Raw genomic sequence first — 17,887 nt, 5'->3', positions numbered from 1 at the left:
GGACCGCACAGCACGGTCACGCGCCGGGTTCCGGCGATGCGCCATACCCAATCCGCCGCGCCCTGCCCGGCCTGGTCCATCAGCGCCTCGACACTGATGCCTCCCGCGATGAGCCGATCCTCGGCAGCGCGCATTTGCGCCACTGAAAGGATCTGATCACTTGCCGGCATCTGCCGCCTTGGCTTTCACGGTCGCGGGGAAAAGATAGCGATCATCGGTTACCGCTACGGCCAGCTTGTCGCCTTGCACGACGGCTTTGGCCTGATCCGCACCATCTGCCACGACCACGCCGCGACCGTCGCTGACCACTGTGAACCGGCGGAAAGAGCCGTCCGGATGGCGGACCACCAGGGTCAGTTTGCCATCAACCTGCGAACGATCGACCGAACAGTCCTGCGTGAACTCGCCAGCACCGGCCAGCGCGCACGAAATGCGCTCGCCACCTTCGGCCACTTGCGCTGCCTGGTTCTTACCCGAGGAACAGCCCGCCAGCGCAGCGCCTACGATGCACAGAACGGCGACACCGCGCATCAGCCGCGTTTCAGTTGCGAAACATCACGGACAGCGCCGCGCGCCGCGCTGGTCGTCATTGCGGCATAGGCCTGCAGTGCGACGGAAACCTTGCGCGGGCGCGGATGGACCGGGGCCCAGGCATCTCTCCCACGCGCTTCCATTTCTGCCCGGCGCTCCCGCATCACTTCGTCACTGATGGCGAGGTGGATGGTGCGGTTGGGGATGTCGATCTCGATCGTGTCGCCGTTCTCGACAAGGCCGATCGCGCCGCCCTCTGCCGCTTCGGGCGAGACGTGGCCAATCGACAGGCCTGACGTACCGCCGGAAAACCGCCCGTCGGTGATCAGAGCGCATGCCGCGCCCAGCCCCTTCGACTTGATGTAGCTGGTCGGGTAAAGCATCTCCTGCATGCCCGGCCCGCCGCGTGGTCCTTCATAGCGAATCACCACGACATCGCCGGCCTGAACCTGCCCGCCGAGGATGCCCGCCACGGCGGCGTCCTGGCTCTCGTAAACGCGGGCGGGACCGGTGAACTTCAGAATCTTTTCATCGACGCCGGCCGTCTTCACGATGCAGCCATCCAGTGCGATATTGCCGGAAAGCACGGCAAGACCACCGTCCTGACTGAAGGCATGTTCGGCGGAGCGGATCACGCCGCTTTCACGATCGGTGTCCAGGCTCTCCCAGCGGCGTGCCTGGCTGAAGGCGGTCTGCGTCGGCACGCCACCAGGCGCCGCCGCGTAGAACTCGCGCACTTCGGACGAGGGCTGAAGGGCGATGTCCCAACGCGCGATCGCCTCGCCGATGGAGGCGGAATGGACGGTGGGGAGATCGCGATTGATCAGCCCGGCGCGGTCCAACTCGCCCAGGATCGCCATGATGCCGCCGGCGCGATGCACGTCTTCCATGTGCACGTCGTTCTTTGCGGGGGCGACCTTGGAGAGGCAGGGCACCTTGCGGCTAAGCCGGTCGATGTCGGTCATGGTGAAGTCCACGCCGGCCTCGTGTGCGGCGGCCAGGAGGTGCAGCACGGTATTGGTCGAGCCACCCATGGCAATATCCAGGCTCATCGCGTTCTCGAACGCGCCGAAGCTGGCGACACGGCGCGGCAGAACGCTGTCGTCGTCCTGCTCGTAATAGCGATGGCACAAGTCCACGGCGACGCGACCGGCTTCAAGGAACAGCTTCTCACGATCGGCATGGGTCGCCAGCATCGAGCCATTGCCCGGCAGCGAAAGCCCCAGCGCCTCGGTGAGGCAGTTCATCGAATTGGCGGTGAACATGCCTGAACACGATCCGCATGTCGGGCAGGCCGAGCGCTCGATCGTCTTCACTTCCTCGTCGGTGTAGCTCTCATCGGCGGCGGCGACCATCGCGTCCACCAGATCCAGCGCTCGTTCCTTGCCCTTCAGGATGACCTTGCCAGCCTCCATCGGGCCGCCGGACACGAACACGGCGGGGATGTTCAACCGCAACGCCGCCATCAGCATGCCCGGCGTGATCTTGTCGCAATTGGAGATGCACACCATCGCATCGGCGCAGTGGGCATTGACCATGTACTCCACGCTATCGGCGATCAGATCGCGACTGGGCAGCGAATAGAGCATGCCGTCATGGCCCATGGCGATGCCGTCATCCACCGCGATCGTGTTGAATTCCTTGGCGACACCACCTGCCGCCTCGATCTCACGCGCGACTAGCTGGCCCAAATCCTTCAAGTGAACGTGGCCCGGCACGAATTGGGTGAAGGAGTTCACCACGGCGATGATCGGCTTGCCAAAGTCCGAATCCTTCATCCCGGTGGCGCGCCACAGTCCGCGCGCGCCGGCCATGTTGCGGCCATGGGTGGTGGTGCGGGAACGATAGGCAGGCATGGGCGGCTCCGGAATACGGACGGAAAAACGGTATCAGGCCGCCCTACTCCACACCTCGTTCTGATCGAAGCGGAAAATGCCCGGTGGTGTAGAGTTCAAGCGAAGTTGCGTGACACCGCCACGGCGATCCGCCCCAGACGCTCGGCCCATTGCGCCTGGCCATTCGCGTCGCCGATCTGGTCCTGACGAATTTCCACGCCCAGATAAGGGCGGCGGTTTGCCTCGATATGGCGGTTCATCGTGGCATTGAGCAATTGGCCTGAATAGGGCTGCTGATCACCGACGATGAGGCCCTCCGCCTCCAGCAATGGCAGCGCCAGGCGGGCTCCGCGATCATCTTCGTTATAGAGGACGCCGACGTGCCAGGGCCGCTGCTGCTGCGGATCGCTTGCGAGGCGCGGGGTGAAGCTGTGGATCGACAGCACGAATGCGGGCGGCTTTGCTGCCAGCAAGTGCTTCAGCGCCTGATGATATGGGTCGAAGAAACGGGCGATGCGTCCTGCCCTGTTCTGGGCGCTCAGTGCATTGCCGGGGATGGGATGTCCATCGCTCACTTCCGGGATGATGCTCGCAGCGTCAGGATCGCGGTTGAAGTCACACACCAGGCGGCTGATGTTGGCAAGATAGCCCGCGATCCCCGGACCGACCATGCGCCGCGCGACATCGGCCACCCCGATATCAACGGCGATATGCTCGCGAAGCAGCGCCGGAGGAATTCCGAGGTCGATGTCCTGCGGCACCCGCGCCGAGGCATGATCGCAAATGATCAGGATGCCCCCGGCCGTGGGTTCGCCGACGATCTCATACGCCTCGGTTTGCGTGGCCGTGCCTTCGATCATGTCAGCGCAGGGCCCCGCTCATCTGCCACCAGTCCGGGTGCCGATCCGCGAGCGATGCGACCGCGGCGTCGCGATCGGCCGTCTGGTCGTACAGGGCAAAGCACGTCGCCCCCGAGCCTGACATGCGCGAAAGGAACGCGCCAGTCTGACGCAAGGCGGTCAGCACCTCACCGATTACGGGTTGCCGGGCAAGCGCGGGTGCTTCCAGATCGTTGCGACCGTCTAGCGCGATCTGGCGCAGGGAACCGGATGGCATGGGGCCGCGATCCTGACCGTCCCAGCCCTTGAAGATGGGGCCCGTGGGCATGGGCACGCGCGGGTTGACGAGGATGACCGGCATACCGGCCAAATCGTTGGGCACTTCCTCAAGATCAGTGCCGATGCCCGTACCGATGCAGGCCCGCGAAAGCACGCAGGCGGGCACGTCCGCGCCCAGAGTAGCGGCGCGACGGGCCCAATCGTCAGGCAAGCCATGGGCATGCTCCACCAGGCGGAACACCGCGCCGGCATCGGCCGATCCGCCGCCCAGACCGGCGGCGACGGGCAGACGCTTCTCCAGGTCCACCGCCCAACCGGGGCCGTGGGGAAGCTTGCCCAGCGCCTTGGCGACGATGTTGCCGAAAGGATCGTCGATAGCCGGAGCAAACTCGCCCGTGGTCGCCAGGCTGTCCTGCTGGGATGGGCGCGCGGCCAGCCGATCACCATCGTCCACGAAGGCGAACAGCGTTTCCAGCTCATGATAGCCGTCATCCCGGCGCCGCCGCACATGCAGCGCCAGGTTGATCTTGGCGTAGGCCGTTTCCGTCAGCATGTGGGGCGCGCCATCAGCGAAGCCGGATCACATGTTCGGGTAGTTCGGCCCCCCGCCGCCTTCCGGCGCCGTCCACTCGATCTGCTGGCCCGGATCCTTGATGTCACAGGTCTTGCAATGCACGCAATTCTGCGAATTGATCTGGAAGCGCATCGCGCCCGTATCCTCGTTGCGGACGTATTCGTAGACGCCTGCGGGGCAGTACCGGGTGGATGGTCCGCCAAACACCGGAAGCTCGGTGCGCAGCGGATAGTCCGGGTCCTTCAGCACGAGGTGGACCGGCTGATCCTCTTCATGATTGGTGAAAGAGTAGGAAACGCTGGTCAGGCGGTCGAAGCTGATCACGCCATCGGGCTTGGGATAAGCGATGGGGCGGTAAAGATCCGCACGACCGGTGGCCTCGGAATCGCGGTGATGCTTCATCGGCTTGGCTAGGCCGAAGCCAAACAAAGTGCGCAGCCACATGTCCGCGCCGGCCAGCACCGTACCCATTTCGCCGCCCCACTTGGCGACCATCGGTTCAGCGTTCTGCACCAGCTTCAGTTCGGTGGCGATCCAGCTGTCGCGCACGGCGGCGTCGTATTCGTCCAGGCTATCCTGCTCGCGCCCGGCCTTTACCGCCGCCGCAATCGCTTCTGCTACCAGCATGCCGCTCTTCATCGCGGTGTGCGAGCCCTTGATGCGCGGCACGTTGACGAAACCGGCCGAGCAACCCGCCAGCACGCCGCCCGGGAACGCCAGTTTGGGTACCGACTGCCAGCCACCCTCGTTGATCACGCGCGCACCGTAGGAAACGCGCTTGCCACCTTCCAGGATCGCCCGAATGTCAGGATGTTGTTTCCAGCGCTGAAATTCCTCGAACGGGAAGACGTAGGGGTTCTTGTAGTCCAGCGCGGTAACAAAGCCGAGCGCGACTTGGTTGTTCGCCTGGTGATACAGGAAGCCGCCGCCCCAGCTGTCGCTTTCCGAAAGCGGCCAGCCCTGCGTGTGGATAACGCGACCCGGCACATGCTTGTCGGGCGCGATGTCCCAGATTTCCTTCAGGCCGATGCCGTAGATCTGCGGCTGGCAATCCGCTTCCAGATCGTACTTCGCTTTCAGGCGCTTGGTGAGATGACCGCGCGCGCCTTCACAGAAGACGGTGTACTTGCCCAGCAATTCCATGCCGGGTTCGTAGTCGGGCTTTTTTTCGCCATCGCGACCGATGCCCATCACGCCGGCGACAACGCCGGTGACGGCGCCCTTCTCGTCGTACAGGATTTCAGACGCGGAAAAGCCGGGGAAGATTTCCACTTCCAGCGCCTCGGCCTGCTCGGCCAGCCAGCGGCACAGGTTGCCCAGGGATCCGGTGTAATTTCCATCGTTAGACATGAACGGGGGCATGATGATGTGCGGCATCGACATCTTCTTGCCCTTGGTCAGATGCCAGTGCCAATTGTCGGTCACCGGCACTTCGGCCATCGGGCAGCCGTCTTCACGCCAGGTCGGCAGCAACTCATCCAGAGCGCGCGGATCGACCACTGCGCCGGACAGGATGTGAGCGCCGATTTCAGAGCCCTTTTCGAGGACGCATACGGCCAATTCAGGATCGATCTGTTTCAGACGGATCGCCGTCGAGAGGCCTGCCGGACCACCTCCGACGATGACCACGTCGAACGGCATCGATTCACGTTCACTCATGCCTGTCATGTCCCTACGGAATTATATTTCGTCATTTGCGCGTCGACTGCCTTGATTGGTGGAGGTCGACAGGTCAAGGCTTAGAGACATGACCCGCGGAACAAATCCGGATTCTACTGAGTTGTTCGCAGCGGCGATGGCCTGGTGGCGGGATGCCGGTTTGACCAGCGTTCTGGAAGACGATCCGCATGCCTGGCTCGCTCCGGATGAATCCGCGAAGGCACCGGATGCCAGCGCGCCCAGGCAGATCAAACCGGTCATGCCTGCCGTTGCGCCCGCGATCGCCGAAGAGCCAATGCCGCTTCCGGATAACCTCGAGGCTTTCCAGGCATGGTGGATGACCGCGCGTGAGCTGGACGGAGGCCGCTGTGTCGGCCGCGTTCCCCCGCGCGGTGTGGCATCGCCAGACGTGATGATCATAGCCTGCGAACCCGAAGCCGATGATCGCGAGCGTCTGTTGTCTGGGCCGGAAGGACGGATGATCGCCAGCTTCCTGAAAGCGGGCGGGATTTCCGACGATCAGGTTTACGTCGCCAGCGCCCTGCCCTGCCATTCGCCGGGAACCGAATGGTCGGCGATATCGCAAGGCGCGATCGCCGCGGCGCTGCAGCACCACGTTGCTTTGGTGGCTCCGAAACGGATCATCGCCATCGGCGGCGTCATCCTGCCGCTGCTTGGACACGGTTCGCCTCAAGCGGCTGCCGTTTCACTCAGTTTTAACCATCACGATGCCACGATTCCGCTACTGGGACTTCGGCGGATACCGGCGCCTCAGGCGCAGGCCCGCTGGAAGGCTTTGGTCTGGCGTGCGTGGCTGGACTGGACGGCGTGAATGCATGGCGTCTGTCGTGATGACGAACTGGGTCGGCCGAATTGATCGGATTATATTGGGGTGACAACTTGAGGAATGCTGCCAAGGCCGGGCTTCTTGCCCTTCTGAGCGCCGCGTCGCTGGTATCGGCTCCCGCATTCGCCAACAGCGCCGCGGTGGAATATTTCCGCAGCAGGGCCGACCGAACGGCGGTTCCCACGCTGCTCAGTCAGGACGAACGCGATTACTACCGCCGCTTGTTCGATGCGATTGACCATAAGGACTGGACCACGGTTCAGTCGATGTTCGCGCAAAAGCCCGATGGGCCGTTGCATCAGCAGGCACGTGCGGAATACTTCCTGGATTCAAACTCACCCAAGATCGAGCTGGCCGAACTGCAGACGTGGCTGTCTCAAGGCACCACGCTCCCCGGTGCCGACCAGATCAGCCGCCTGGCGCTGAAGCGCGGCGCATTGAGCGTCCCCAGCGCGCCGGTGCAGCGCCAGTTTGCCAGCTTGCCCTCGCTTCCCAAGCGCATCCGCCCTTCCTCGATCAATGACGGCACCATGCCCGGTACGGTCTCCGCCGGTATCATGGATCGCATCAAGGCCGACGACCCGGTGGGCGCGCGTGTCCTTCTCGATGGAATCGATGGCGCCCTCAGCCCCTCCGCCCGCGCGGAATGGCGGCAGAAGGTGGCGTGGAGCTTCTATATCGAGAACCAGGACGCCCCGGCCTACCAACTCGCTCAGCTTGCGACCCAAGGCGTGGGGCCGTGGGTGGGAGAAGCCTGGTGGACCGCCGGGCTCGCCGCCTTCCGCCTGGGCGATTGCGACGGTGCGGCGGACGCGTTCCGCAATGCCTCCACCCGATCGGAGAATGCCGAGCTGACCTCCGCGGCCTATTACTGGCAAAGCCGCTCGCTGGTCCGTTGCCGCAAGCCAGAACAGGCGGCGGTAATCCTGCGCAAGGCCGCGGTCCGTGATGAGACGCTCTATGGGATGCTCGCGGCCGAGCAACTGGGCCTGCGCCTGCCGCAGCAGCATTCAGCGGCGGATTTCACGCAAACCGACTGGCAGCAACTGCGTGACGAGGGCAACATCCGCGTGGCCGTTGCGCTGACCGAGATCGGCCGCGATAGCCTGGCCGACGAGGTTTTGCGCTATCAAGCCCGGATCGGCGCCCCTTCCGAGTTCGAACCGCTCAGCCGCCTTGCTCGCGATCTTGGTCTCCCCAAGGCACAGCTGTGGATGGCTTACAATGCCCCTTACGGCGGCAAACCCGCCCCGGCGACACGCTTCCCTACGCCGAAGTGGACACCGGCCGGTGGTTGGCAGGTCGATCCGGCACTGGTTTACGCGCATGTGCTGCAGGAATCGGTATTTCAGACCAATGTGGTCAGCCCGGCCGGCGCGCGTGGCCTAATGCAGATCATGCCTGCCGCGGCGCAGGACCATAGCGGATCGCTGGGCTTCAGTGGATCGGCAAGCGATCTGAACAAGCCGGAGGTCAACCTCGCTTTCGGACAGCGGCACTTGCAGATGCTGAAGAACTCCGGCGCAACCCAAGGCCTGCTGCCCAAGGTGATGGCGGCGTACAACGCGGGGCTGGCCCCGATCGGCCGCTGGAACAGCGAAGTGCGCGATCAGGGCGATCCCCTCCTCTGGATGGAATCGCTGCCCTATTGGGAGACGCGCGGCTACGTGAACATCGTGATGCGCAACTTCTGGATGTATGAGCGGCAAGCGGGCGGTGCGTCGGAAAGCCGGGAGGCGTTGGCGCAGGGCATGTGGCCCACCTTCCCCGGCCTTGGCAGCGCGACCGGGGTGCGCATGGCATCGAACGGAGTAATATCGCGTGGCCGTTGATCTTTCCCGCACGTTCAAGCCGATCCAGATCGCCGTCCTCACCGTATCCGACACGCGCGGCCCGGAAGACGACACTTCGGGCGATATCCTCGCGGAGCGCGTGACCGGGGCGGGCCATTCGCTCGCCGCCCGCAACATCGTGCGCGATGATGTGCCGACGATCGTCGGGCAGTTGGAAGCCTGGATCGCAGACCCTTCGGTGGACGCCGTCGTCATCACCGGCGGCACCGGACTGACCGGACGCGACGTGACGCCCGAAGCGCTGGACCGCGTGAAAGAGCGCGATATTCCTGGCTTTGGCGAGCTGTTTCGCTGGATCAGCTACAAGACGATCGGCACGTCCACCATTCAGTCGCGTGCATGCGCGGTCCTGTCACGCGGGACCTACATCTTCGCCCTCCCCGGCTCGAATGGCGCGGTGAAAGATGGGTGGGACGGGATTCTGGCCGAGCAACTCGACAGCCGGAATCGTCCCTGCAACTTCGTAGAATTGATGCCGCGCCTTCGCGAGATTTGATGCGGTCGCCCATCCGGGCAAGGTTGATACCTGGCATCTGGGCCAGGCCAAAGCGTGCTGGCTTGCATAATTGTTCCTGATATGTTCTACATCAGGAATGGTTGCGCAAACATCTTCCAAGGGCCGAGGTGCACAATCGTCTCAGGCCTCGACGCGCTTCAATATCGCTGCGCGTGAGGCTGATGGCGACTGGGAGGATGTGCATGACTGTGTTGACGGGCCTGTCGAAAAGCTGCGGACAACGGTAACGGTTGAGCATCCCAAGGCCATCCTGTCGTTCAACGCCTCTCCCGATGTACCTTTTGATCGATCGATCAACGCGTATCGTGGCTGCGAGCATGGCTGTATCTACTGCTTCGCCCGACCGACCCACGCTTTCCACGATCTGTCCCCTGGGCTGGATTTTGAAACCAAGCTTTTCGCCAAGCCCGATGCCGCCCGCCTGCTGAAGGAAACCCTCGCAAAGCCCAGCTACCGACCCGCGCCCATCGCCATGGGAACCAACACCGATCCCTATCAGCCGATCGAAGCGGATTACCGGATCACGCGGCAAGTTCTCGAAACGTGCCTGGAAGTGCGGCACCCCGTGACGATCACCACGAAGTCAGACCGCGTTTTGCAGGATCTGGATCTTCTTGCCGAACTGGCGCGGCAAAACCTTACCTCGGTCGGAATCTCCGTGACCAGCCTGGATGCGCGGCTCTCGCGGTTGCTGGAGCCACGGGCCGCCTCGCCAGCGAAGCGTTTTGCGGCACTGGGCCGTTTGGTCGACGCGGGTGTGCCGTGCCATGTGTCGATCGCGCCGGTGATCCCATCGATCACCGATTGCTACATCGAAGGCATTCTGGCGGAGGCGGCAAATTTCGGCGTCAGCGCCGCCACATGGATCATCGTGCGCCTGCCGCACGAGGTGGCACCCTTGTTTCGGGAATGGCTGCAGACCCATTTCCCTGATCGGGCAGGCAAGGTGATGGCGACGATCCAATCGATCCGTGGTGGTCGAGACAACGATCCACGCTTTGGTATGCGAATGAAGCCGGAAGGCGTTTGGGCCGACCTTTTCCGACGGCGCTTTGCCATCGCGATGCGTCGCCATGCGATGGGTAGGCCGGAAGTGAAACTGGATTGCACTCGCTTCAGGCGGCCATCCATGGATGGTCAGTTGTCGCTGCTCTAGCAACCGAACAGACATACAGGCGTTTCGGCGCGTACAATGTTTGAAGAGGAGGCCAGAATGGTTGAGGAACGGATCACGACTGTCGAGGGTGCAAACGGCCCCACGACCCACACGACCGTCATTCACGACGGTGATCGCAGGCGCGGCGGTGGTGGCACGGCTTTGCTGGCCATCGTACTGCTGATCGCGGTCATCGCCGGCATTTATTTCTTCAGCCAGACCAGCTCCAGCGAGTCCGCCAAGGATAACGCCGTTGCCGAGGCTGCCAGCAGCGTCGGTGACGCCGCGAAGCAAGTCGGCAGCGCCGCAGAAAACGCGGCCGACAAGATCACTGACAAGTAAGACCAAGCCGGTCGCTAGTGGCGTCGGTACGCCACCAGCGACCGGCGAATGATCAGGCCGCCATGCGAAGCTTGCGCGGTGCCAGCGATTCGACGGTAATCCCCTCGATCTGTGCCAGCTGTTCGGCGAAGTCTCCATCCAGCGCGAAATCGCGCCCCAGGCGCACGTTCTGCATTTGGCCATCGCCGAGATGAAGCCGTGCGATCACCTCGCCCGTCCCCTTAGTGCCCGGCCGCATCAGCAAGGCAAGTTCCTGAATTGCCTCGACCCGGTCAATATCGATCGTCATCACCATGCGCGCATCGCTGGTCACTTCGGCCAGCGGGCGGGCACCCCGGACGGTGACACGAGGGGGCTCGTCGGCGCTGGGGCTATCAAGCTCCACATTGAGAAGCACGCAGGTGCCCTCCTTCGCCCACTTCACGAAACTATCGACCAGGCTTTCCTCGAAGCAGGAAGCGCTGAACTGACCGGACTGGTCTGAAAAGTCGGCGATCACAAAGTCCTTGCCCTTGCGGGTCTTGCGCTTCTGGACGCTTTCCACCAGCACGGCCATCACCGCTCCGGCCCGGCCGCTCGCCCCGCCTGCGATCAAGCTGCCATGCGTGCGCGCACCATTGGCGGTCGCCACCATGCGCCATTGCTCAACCGGGTGGGCGGCGAAGTAGAAGCCGAAGTTTTCTCGCTCCTTCGCCATCTGGTCCAACCGGCCCCACGGTGGACAATCGACGAGGCGCAGCGCCTGTTCTGCATGATCGTCCCCGCCGAACAACGCATGCTGGCTGCTGACCCGCTCTCGAGAGGCGCGGTCCGCCTCCGCAAGAAGTGTCTCGGCATTCGCCATGACCTTTGCGCGATTAGGCTCCAATTCATCGAACGCGCCGGACGCCGCGAGGCTTTCCAATTGGCGACGGTTCATCGATCCGGCCGGTGCGCGGCGGAATACGTCGTCCAGGCTGACGAAGTTGCCGTTAGCCACCCGCTCGGCGACGATCGCCTCCATCGCCTTTTCGCCGACGTTGCGGATGCCGGCCAGCGCATAGCGCACGGCATGGCTATCGCGCGTCTCTTCTACGGTGAACTCGGCCTCGGACCTGTTGATGTCCGGTGGTGAGAGCTGGATGCCGTTGCGGCGCGCATCGTCCACGAACACCGCCATCTTTTCGGACTGGTGCATGTCGAAGCACATCGATGCCGCGTAAAACTCGTGCGGATAATGCGCCTTCAGCCACGCGGTGTGGTACGCCAGCAGGGCGTACGCGGCAGCGTGCGACTTGTTGAAACCGTATCCGGCAAACTTGTCGATCAAGTCGAACAGCTCGTTCGCCTTGGCCTTCTCGATGCCGGAATGCAGCTTGCAACCATCGACGAAGCGCTGGCGCTGCGCATCCATCTCCGCCTGGACCTTCTTGCCCATCGCGCGGCGCAGCAAGTCAGCCTCGCCCAGCGAGTACCCCGCCAGGATCTGCGCGGCCTGCATGACCTGCTCCTGATAGACAAAGATTCCGTAGGTTTCACCCAGGATTACCGCCAACTTCTCATGCGGATACTCAATCGCCGCCAGGCCGTTCTTACGCTGACCGAACAGCGGGATATTGTCCATCGGGCCCGGACGATAGAGCGAGACGAGCGCGATGATGTCGCCGAAGTTGGTCGGCTTCACCGCTGCCAGCGTACGGCGCATGCCTTCCGATTCCAGCTGGAAGACACCCACCGTGTCGCCACGCTTCAACAGATCGTACACGCCCGGATCGTCCCAGGCGAGCGTCGACAAGTCGATACGAATGCCGCGCCGTTCCAGCAGGTCGGTGGCCTTGCGCAGCACGGACAGAGTCTTGAGGCCGAGAAAGTCGAATTTAATCAGCCCGGAGTCCTCGACATATTTCATGTCGAACTGGGTGACCGGCATGTCCGATCGCGGATCGCGATATAGCGGCACCAGCTGGGACAAGGGCCGATCGCCGATCACCACGCCCGCCGCGTGGGTCGAAGAGTTGCGCGGCAGGCCTTCCAGCTGTCGGGCCAGATCGACAAGGCGCTTCACTTCCTTGTCGTTGTCGTACTCTCGCCGGAAGTCGACCGCCCCGTTCACCGCGCGGTCCAGCGTCCAGGGGTCGGTGGGATGGTTGGGCACCATCTTGCACAGCGAGTCGACGCGGCCGTAACCCATCTGCAGGATACGCCCGCAATCGCGCAGCACGGCGCGGGCCTTCATCTTGCCGAAGGTGATGATCTGGGCGACGTGATCATGACCGTACTTGGCCTGCACGTAGCGGATCACCTCGCCGCGACGGGTTTCGCAGAAATCGATGTCGAAGTCCGGCATCGAAACGCGTTCGGGATTGAGGAAGCGTTCGAACAGCAGGCCGAGCTTCAACGGGTCCAAGTCTGTAATGGTCAGCGCCCAGGCGACGACCGATCCCGCACCCGATCCGCGACCGGGACCCACCGGAATGCCGTTATCCTTGGCCCACTTGATAAAGTCCGCGACGATCAGGAAGTAGCCCGGAAAGCCCATGCGGATGATGATCGACGTCTCGAAATCCAGGCGATCGGCATATTCCAGAAACTCTTCGGGCACACCGTGCGGCTTGAGCCGCGCGGCCCAGGCATCGGCGCGCTGATCTTCTGGCAGTGACAGGACGGCGTTCAGTTCGTCTATCGTAGTCTCGGGCCAATAGGGTGCAAGGCGCGATGCAAGGCCCAGGCGCGCATCGCGTTCCAGCATCCGCTCTTCACCGGTTTTATCACCGGCAAGGCTGGGCAGGATCGGCTTGCGCTTGGGCGGCGCAAAAGCGCAGCGCTGGGCGACGACGAGCGTATTGGCTAGGGCCTCGGGAAGGTCTGCGAAAGCCTGCGCCATCGTTTCCGCCGACTTCACCCAGCGCTGATCGGATGAGCGAGGACGGTCAGGCGCATCGATATGCGTCGAATTGGCGATGCAGAGCAGCGCATCGTGTGCCGAATGGAAGTGCTTTTCGGCGTATTGCGCCGGGTTAGTGGCCACCAGCGGCAAGTCCCTGGCATAGGCCATCTCGATCAGCCCATCTTCGGACGCATCTTCAACCGGGTCACCACTGCGGGCGATTTCGATATAGAGTCGCTGCGGAAACAGGCGCTGCAGATCATCGCACATCGCGCCAGCGGCGGCGTCCCGTCCATCGGCCAGCAGGCGGGCAAGCGCACCCTCAGCCGCGCCGGTCAGGCAGATCAACCCCTCGGACCGGCCTTCCAAGTCCGCCAGATCGACGTGTGGCTCTCGTTCGAGAGGTCGATCCAGATGAGCGCGGCTTACGAGATGGCACAAGTTGTTCCACCCGGTCTCGTCTTGCGCGAAAAGGGCCAGCCAGTCGATCGGGCCGTCTGGCGCCGTGTCGCGGGCGATGGCAAGGAATGTGCCGATGATCGGTTGCACACCGGCGCTGCGACACGCCGGGGCAAAGGAAACAGCGCCGTAGAGCCCATTGCGATCACAGATCGCCGCTGCGGGGAACTTGCGCTCTTTTGCCAGCTTGGCGATCGCCTTGGGCTCGATCGCGCCGTCTAGCATCGTGAAGCTGGAGAAGATGCGGAGGGGCACGAACTGCGCGAAAGCCATAGGCTTGGTTTTGGCGCTGCTGCCCGGCGCAATCAAGGGTGGCCGGGACAAAACCGGGGAAACATCGCCTGGTTCAAGCGGGCGGAGCGGCCCTCAGCAAAGTCTCGATATCGGCAGCGATGACTTCCGGCTTCACCAGCGGGGCGTAGCGTCGCACCGCGCGACCGTTTCGATCGACGAGGAACTTGGTGAAGTTCCATTTGATACCGCGAGAACCCAGCAGTCCGGGAGCTTCACCTTTCAGCCAGTCGAACAGAGGAAGTGCATTTGGACCATTCACGTCGATCTTGCTCATCAACGGAAAGCTCAGGCCAAAATGGATGTCGCAGAATGTGGCGATTTCGGAATCGGCGGCGGGCTCCTGGCGCCCGAACTGGTTGCACGGAAACGCCAGAACCTCGAACCCGCGATGGCCAAAGTCCTGCCACAGCTTCTCAAGCCCGGCATATTGCGGCGTGAAGCCACAATGGCTGGCGGTATTCACCACCAGCAGGACTTTGCCCAGCTTACTGCCCAGCGCGATTGGCGCGCCAGTCCCGGCGCGAACCTGAAAATCGGCGATCGTCGTCATAGCGTCGGGTCACCGCCGATTAGTGGAATTGCCGTATTTGGTACCAAAGCGCTGGCCACTATCGTTTCGCTCCCCTCCAGTCGATCGACCGCTTGTGATCGACGGCCTATCGGCGGGGAATCCAAATGTCAGTGATGGCGCGTCGGAAAGTCCGGACGGCGCGACAGACCGCGGATTTCGCCAATCCTCAGCTGGTGATCGCCTTCCTTCTGGATCGCGTAATCGCCTTGCTGATCGTCGGGCAAGCTGAGCACGAACGAGATCAGTTCGGCCAGGGTGCCGCGACGGATCGTCTTCAACCGATGAAACAGGCCGCCACCATCCGCGCACTTGTGAAGCTCGGCCGCATCGTTCCAGCCGATGCCATGGGTTTCACCAGAGCCGCCCTGCGTCGTGGTGGGGATGTCGCTCATCGCCTTCTCCTGATTTGTATGCCTGATGTGTTACGAGGCTACGTGCTTAAACTAAATTAACGCAGACCTGTTTCTTCGAGCAGGCCATCGTGCAGACGAACGACGCGATCCATGGCGCGAGCCAGTCGTTCGTTGTGAGTCGCCACCAGCGCTGAAGAACCTTCTCCACGAACGAGTTCGAGGAATTGGCCCAGCACGCGATCGGCGGTGGCCTCGTCCAGATTGCCGGTCGGCTCATCGGCCAGCACCATCTGCGGCTTGTTGGCCAACGCCCGCGCGACGGCGACACGCTGTTGCTCACCGCCCGAAAGCTGGCTCGGCCGGTGGTCCAGCCGGGCACCGAGGCCTAGCGCGTCCAACAACTCCCGCGCCCGCACTTGCGCGTCATCCTGCGATCTGTGCGCGACCAATTGAGGGAGGACGACGTTCTCCATCGCCGAAAAATCGGGAAGCAGATGATGGAATTGATAGACGAAGCCGATATGGTCGCGGCGGACTGCGGCGCGCTGGTCCTTGCCCAGTTGCGAGGCGTTGATGCCGGCGATCTCGATCAGGCCGCCAAAGCCGCCTTCCAGTAAGCCGATCGCCTGCAGCATGGTGGATTTGCCGGAGCCAGACGGTCCCAGCAACGCCACGATCTCACCAGGCTGGATCGCCAGGTTGGCACCGCGCAGCACATCGATACGCACGCCGCCCTGCTCGAAACTACGCGTCAGGTTTTCAAGGCGGACGACGGCGTTATTCATAGCGCAGCACCTGCACGGGATCGGTGCTCGCCGCCTTGAACGCGGGATAGAGCGTGGCGAGGAAGCTGAGGACGAGCGAGAGGACGCAGATCACGGTCACTTCCACCGGGTCGGTGCGGCTTGGCAGTTCCGTCAGAAACCGGATCGACGGGTCCCACAGATTCTGGCCGGTCAGCAGTTCAACGGCGCGGACGATCGGCTGGCGGAAGAACAGGAAGATGAAGCCCAGGATCACACCCACTCCGGTGCCGAGTGCGCCGATCAGGAAGCCGGCGGTGACAAAGATCTTGGTCAAAGATCGCCGCGTCGCCCCCATCGTGCGCAGAATCGCGATATCGCGGGTCTTGGCGCGCACCAGCATGATGAGTGAAGACAGGATGTTGAACACCGCCACCAGCACGATGATCGAGAGGACGACGAACATCGCCACCCGCTCTACCGCCAGCGCTTCGAACAAGGAGGCGTTGATCGTCTTCCAGTCGGTGACGACGGCCTGCCCGGCCAATTGCCGCGTGAGCGGCGCCATGATCTCACCGACGCGATCCGGGTCCGTCGTGGTCACCTCGATCATGCCGATAGTGTCGCCGGTCAGCAGCAGGGTTTGCGCGTCGGCGACCGGCATGACAACGAACGCCTGGTCATAGTCGTAAACGCCGATCTCGAAGATGGCAGCCACCTGATAGCCGATCTGCCGCGGTACCGTGCCGAACGGTGTCGATCGCCCTTGCGGGTTGATGATCGTGATCGTGTCACCCACCTGGACGCCCAGGTTCTGGGCCAGACGCGATCCGATCGCCACCTGATCTGCCCCGGCCTTCAAGGGCGCGAGGCTGCCTGCCTTCAACTGCGGCTTTAAGCGCAGGATATCTTCCGGGGTGTTGCCACGCGCAAGGATTGCCTCAACCCGGCCATTGAACGTCGCCAAAAGCGGTTGCTCAATCAAGGGAGAAGCCCGCGTAACGCCGGGGGTCTTGCGAACGTCTTGTAGCACCTCCTGCCAGTTGCCCAGCCGCCCGCCGTAGGCCTGAATGATCGCATGGCCGTTCAAGCCCACGATCTTGTCGAACAGCTCTGCGCGAAAGCCATTCATGACGCTCATCACGATGACCAGAGCCGCAACGCCCAGCGACACCGCGACCAAGCTGATCCCGGCGACGAGCGCGATGAACGCCTCTCCCCGGCCGGGCAGCATGTAGCGCTTGGCAATCATCCATTCGAAAGGGGAAAGCAGCAAGCGCGTTTGGTCCGGATGCAAGAGGTTGCCAGGGCGAATAGGTGTTCGAGGCGTGAGTGGCAAGCGACCAGCCATCAACTTCGTAGGGCCACTAAACGGCATAACGGCACACAGGTTGCACGAGGATGCCGACACGCGATATCATGATGATGCCATATCGGGCTGTATCGTCCCGCGCGCCCACCAACTCCCTTGCAATTTGGACCGGCTTCCATCACATGCCCGCAATCAGAAGCGCGCCGCGCGGGTCGGAAATTTCTCATGAACTTTACTCACCCCTTCCGTGATCAAGACGGAGACAAGCTGCGCGAAGAGTGCGGCGTTTTCGGCGTTATCGGCGCAAGAGACGCAGTGAATATTGCTGCGCTGGGGCTTCATGCCTTGCAGCATCGCGGTCAGGAAGCCGTCGGCATCACCACTTATGACGGGCGAGAGTTCTACTCGCATCGTGGGTTGGGCCACGTCGCGCAGGTTTTTGCCGACAAATCGATCTCGGAGACATTGCCCGGTGAGATGGCTTCGGGCCACGTGCGCTATTCCACCACGGGCGGCTCGGGCTTGCGTAATGTACAGCCGCTATTCGCGGATCTGTCAGCCGGTGGCTTCTCGATCGCGCACAATGGCAACATCTCCAACGCCAGCCACCTCAAGCGCGAGCTAGTTCGCCGGGGCGCGATCTTCCAATCGACTTCGGACACCGAAGTCATCATCCATCTTGTGGCGACCAGTCGCTACCCGACGCTGATGGACCGCTTCGTCGATGCTTTGCGCATGGTGGAGGGCGCATATTCGCTGATCTGCATGACCGAACAGGGCATGATCGCCTGCCGCGATCCCTTGGGCATCCGTCCGTTGGTGATGGGCCGCCTGGGGGACGCGACGATCTTCGCCAG

General features: G+C 62.9%; 16 protein-coding genes. 6 read left to right on the top strand and 10 right to left on the bottom strand.

Features of this window, described 5'->3' with window-relative positions:
• Positions 1-156: 156 nt before the first annotated feature.
• The 5 genes from ACHWRX_RS10445 to ACHWRX_RS10425 form a co-directional block, all read right to left on the bottom strand.
• A complete protein-coding gene (locus tag ACHWRX_RS10445) occupies positions 157-531 on the bottom strand; it encodes a hypothetical protein (RefSeq protein WP_394659148.1) in 375 nt (124 codons plus the stop codon).
• Entirely contained in the window at positions 531-2,387 is a 1,857-nt protein-coding gene (gene ilvD, locus ACHWRX_RS10440; protein ID WP_394659147.1) for a dihydroxy-acid dehydratase, read from the bottom strand. The genes ACHWRX_RS10445 and ilvD overlap by 1 nt, the downstream gene beginning before the upstream one ends.
• A gap of 95 nt (positions 2,388-2,482) precedes the next feature.
• The gene (locus ACHWRX_RS10435; RefSeq protein WP_394659146.1) at positions 2,483-3,226 is read right to left on the bottom strand and encodes an N-formylglutamate amidohydrolase; all 744 of its coding nucleotides are present in this window, start codon (positions 3,224-3,226) and stop codon (positions 2,483-2,485) included.
• A 1-nt stretch (position 3,227) separates the two neighbouring features.
• Positions 3,228-4,037, bottom strand: a complete 810-nt coding sequence (locus ACHWRX_RS10430; protein WP_394659145.1) for a 4-(cytidine 5'-diphospho)-2-C-methyl-D-erythritol kinase — start codon at positions 4,035-4,037, stop codon at positions 3,228-3,230.
• A 27-nt stretch (positions 4,038-4,064) separates the two neighbouring features.
• Positions 4,065-5,717 carry an electron transfer flavoprotein-ubiquinone oxidoreductase gene (locus ACHWRX_RS10425; protein ID WP_394659144.1) on the bottom strand — a complete coding sequence of 551 codons (1,653 nt, stop codon included), beginning with the start codon at positions 5,715-5,717 and terminating at the stop codon, positions 4,065-4,067.
• Between the two features lie 88 nt (positions 5,718-5,805).
• Between ACHWRX_RS10425 and ACHWRX_RS10420 the strand changes: the two genes are divergently transcribed.
• The 5 genes from ACHWRX_RS10420 to ACHWRX_RS10400 all read left to right on the top strand — a co-directional run bounded on the left by ACHWRX_RS10420 (position 5,806) and on the right by ACHWRX_RS10400 (position 10,432).
• Positions 5,806-6,549: a uracil-DNA glycosylase family protein gene (locus ACHWRX_RS10420; protein WP_394659143.1), complete on the top strand. Its 744-nt coding sequence runs from the start codon at positions 5,806-5,808 to the stop codon at positions 6,547-6,549.
• A 68-nt stretch (positions 6,550-6,617) separates the two neighbouring features.
• Entirely contained in the window at positions 6,618-8,396 is a 1,779-nt protein-coding gene (locus tag ACHWRX_RS10415; protein WP_394659142.1) for a transglycosylase SLT domain-containing protein, read from the top strand.
• Complete coding sequence (moaB, locus tag ACHWRX_RS10410; RefSeq protein ID WP_394659141.1) at positions 8,386-8,913, top strand: molybdenum cofactor biosynthesis protein B; 528 nt, start codon at positions 8,386-8,388, stop codon at positions 8,911-8,913. Before ACHWRX_RS10415 ends, moaB begins: the two co-directional genes overlap by 11 nt.
• A 97-nt stretch (positions 8,914-9,010) precedes the next feature.
• On the top strand, positions 9,011-10,090 hold the full coding sequence (locus ACHWRX_RS10405) for a PA0069 family radical SAM protein (RefSeq protein WP_394659140.1): 1,080 nt from the start codon (positions 9,011-9,013) through the stop codon (positions 10,088-10,090).
• Between the two features lie 36 nt (positions 10,091-10,126).
• Positions 10,127-10,432, top strand: a complete 306-nt coding sequence (locus ACHWRX_RS10400; RefSeq protein WP_353955750.1) for a hypothetical protein — start codon at positions 10,127-10,129, stop codon at positions 10,430-10,432.
• 52 nt (positions 10,433-10,484) lie between these two features.
• Here the strand turns inward: ACHWRX_RS10400 and dnaE are convergent, their stop codons facing one another.
• The 5 genes from dnaE to ACHWRX_RS10375 all read right to left on the bottom strand — a co-directional run bounded on the left by dnaE (position 10,485) and on the right by ACHWRX_RS10375 (position 16,994).
• Positions 10,485-14,030 (bottom strand): DNA polymerase III subunit alpha, encoded by a 3,546-nt coding sequence (dnaE, locus tag ACHWRX_RS10395; RefSeq protein WP_394659139.1) that lies wholly within the window; start codon positions 14,028-14,030, stop codon positions 10,485-10,487.
• Positions 14,031-14,103: 73 nt separating this feature from the next.
• Positions 14,104-14,601, bottom strand: coding sequence for a glutathione peroxidase (locus tag ACHWRX_RS10390; RefSeq protein ID WP_394659138.1), 498 nt, complete (start codon positions 14,599-14,601; stop codon positions 14,104-14,106).
• Positions 14,602-14,729: 128 nt separating this feature from the next.
• Complete coding sequence (locus ACHWRX_RS10385; protein WP_058735394.1) at positions 14,730-15,014, bottom strand: hypothetical protein; 285 nt, start codon at positions 15,012-15,014, stop codon at positions 14,730-14,732.
• 56 nt (positions 15,015-15,070) lie between these two features.
• On the bottom strand, positions 15,071-15,760 hold the full coding sequence (locus ACHWRX_RS10380) for an ABC transporter ATP-binding protein (RefSeq protein WP_394659137.1): 690 nt from the start codon (positions 15,758-15,760) through the stop codon (positions 15,071-15,073).
• Entirely contained in the window at positions 15,753-16,994 is a 1,242-nt protein-coding gene (locus tag ACHWRX_RS10375) for a lipoprotein-releasing ABC transporter permease subunit (protein WP_183617534.1), read from the bottom strand. The genes ACHWRX_RS10380 and ACHWRX_RS10375 overlap by 8 nt, the downstream gene beginning before the upstream one ends.
• Positions 16,995-17,255: 261 nt before the next feature.
• Here ACHWRX_RS10375 and ACHWRX_RS10370 point away from each other — a divergent pair.
• Positions 17,256-17,887, top strand: a 632-nt coding sequence (locus tag ACHWRX_RS10370) for an amidophosphoribosyltransferase (protein WP_394659136.1), incomplete at its 3' end; no start/stop codon positions are given.

The sequence above is a fragment of the uncultured Novosphingobium sp. genome (assembly GCF_964277725.1).
Lineage (GTDB): Bacteria > Pseudomonadota > Alphaproteobacteria > Sphingomonadales > Sphingomonadaceae > Novosphingobium > Novosphingobium fluoreni.
Note: the sequence above shows the minus strand (reverse complement) of the source record. Positions and strands in the feature narration are given on the sequence as shown.

Bases quoted from the DNA above. Each gene is read 5' to 3' on its own strand.
- ACHWRX_RS10425 (WP_394659144.1), bottom strand. From the start codon at position 5,717: ATGAGTGAACGTGAATCGATGCCGTTCGACGTGGTCATCGTCGGAGGT.
- dnaE (WP_394659139.1), bottom strand. From the start codon at position 14,030: ATGGCTTTCGCGCAGTTCGTGCCCCTCCGCATCTTCTCCAGCTTCACG.
- ACHWRX_RS10380 (WP_394659137.1), bottom strand. From the start codon at position 15,760: ATGAATAACGCCGTCGTCCGCCTTGAAAACCTGACGCGTAGTTTCGAG.
- ilvD (WP_394659147.1), bottom strand. From the start codon at position 2,387: ATGCCTGCCTATCGTTCCCGCACCACCACCCATGGCCGCAACATGGCC.
- ACHWRX_RS10400 (WP_353955750.1), top strand. From the start codon at position 10,127: ATGTTTGAAGAGGAGGCCAGAATGGTTGAGGAACGGATCACGACTGTC.
- ACHWRX_RS10405 (WP_394659140.1), top strand. From the start codon at position 9,011: ATGGTTGCGCAAACATCTTCCAAGGGCCGAGGTGCACAATCGTCTCAG.
- ACHWRX_RS10445 (WP_394659148.1), bottom strand. From the start codon at position 531: ATGCGCGGTGTCGCCGTTCTGTGCATCGTAGGCGCTGCGCTGGCGGGC.
- ACHWRX_RS10420 (WP_394659143.1), top strand. From the start codon at position 5,806: ATGACCCGCGGAACAAATCCGGATTCTACTGAGTTGTTCGCAGCGGCG.
- ACHWRX_RS10390 (WP_394659138.1), bottom strand. From the start codon at position 14,601: ATGACGACGATCGCCGATTTTCAGGTTCGCGCCGGGACTGGCGCGCCA.
- ACHWRX_RS10430 (WP_394659145.1), bottom strand. From the start codon at position 4,037: ATGCTGACGGAAACGGCCTACGCCAAGATCAACCTGGCGCTGCATGTG.
- ACHWRX_RS10435 (WP_394659146.1), bottom strand. From the start codon at position 3,226: ATGATCGAAGGCACGGCCACGCAAACCGAGGCGTATGAGATCGTCGGC.
- ACHWRX_RS10385 (WP_058735394.1), bottom strand. From the start codon at position 15,014: ATGAGCGACATCCCCACCACGACGCAGGGCGGCTCTGGTGAAACCCAT.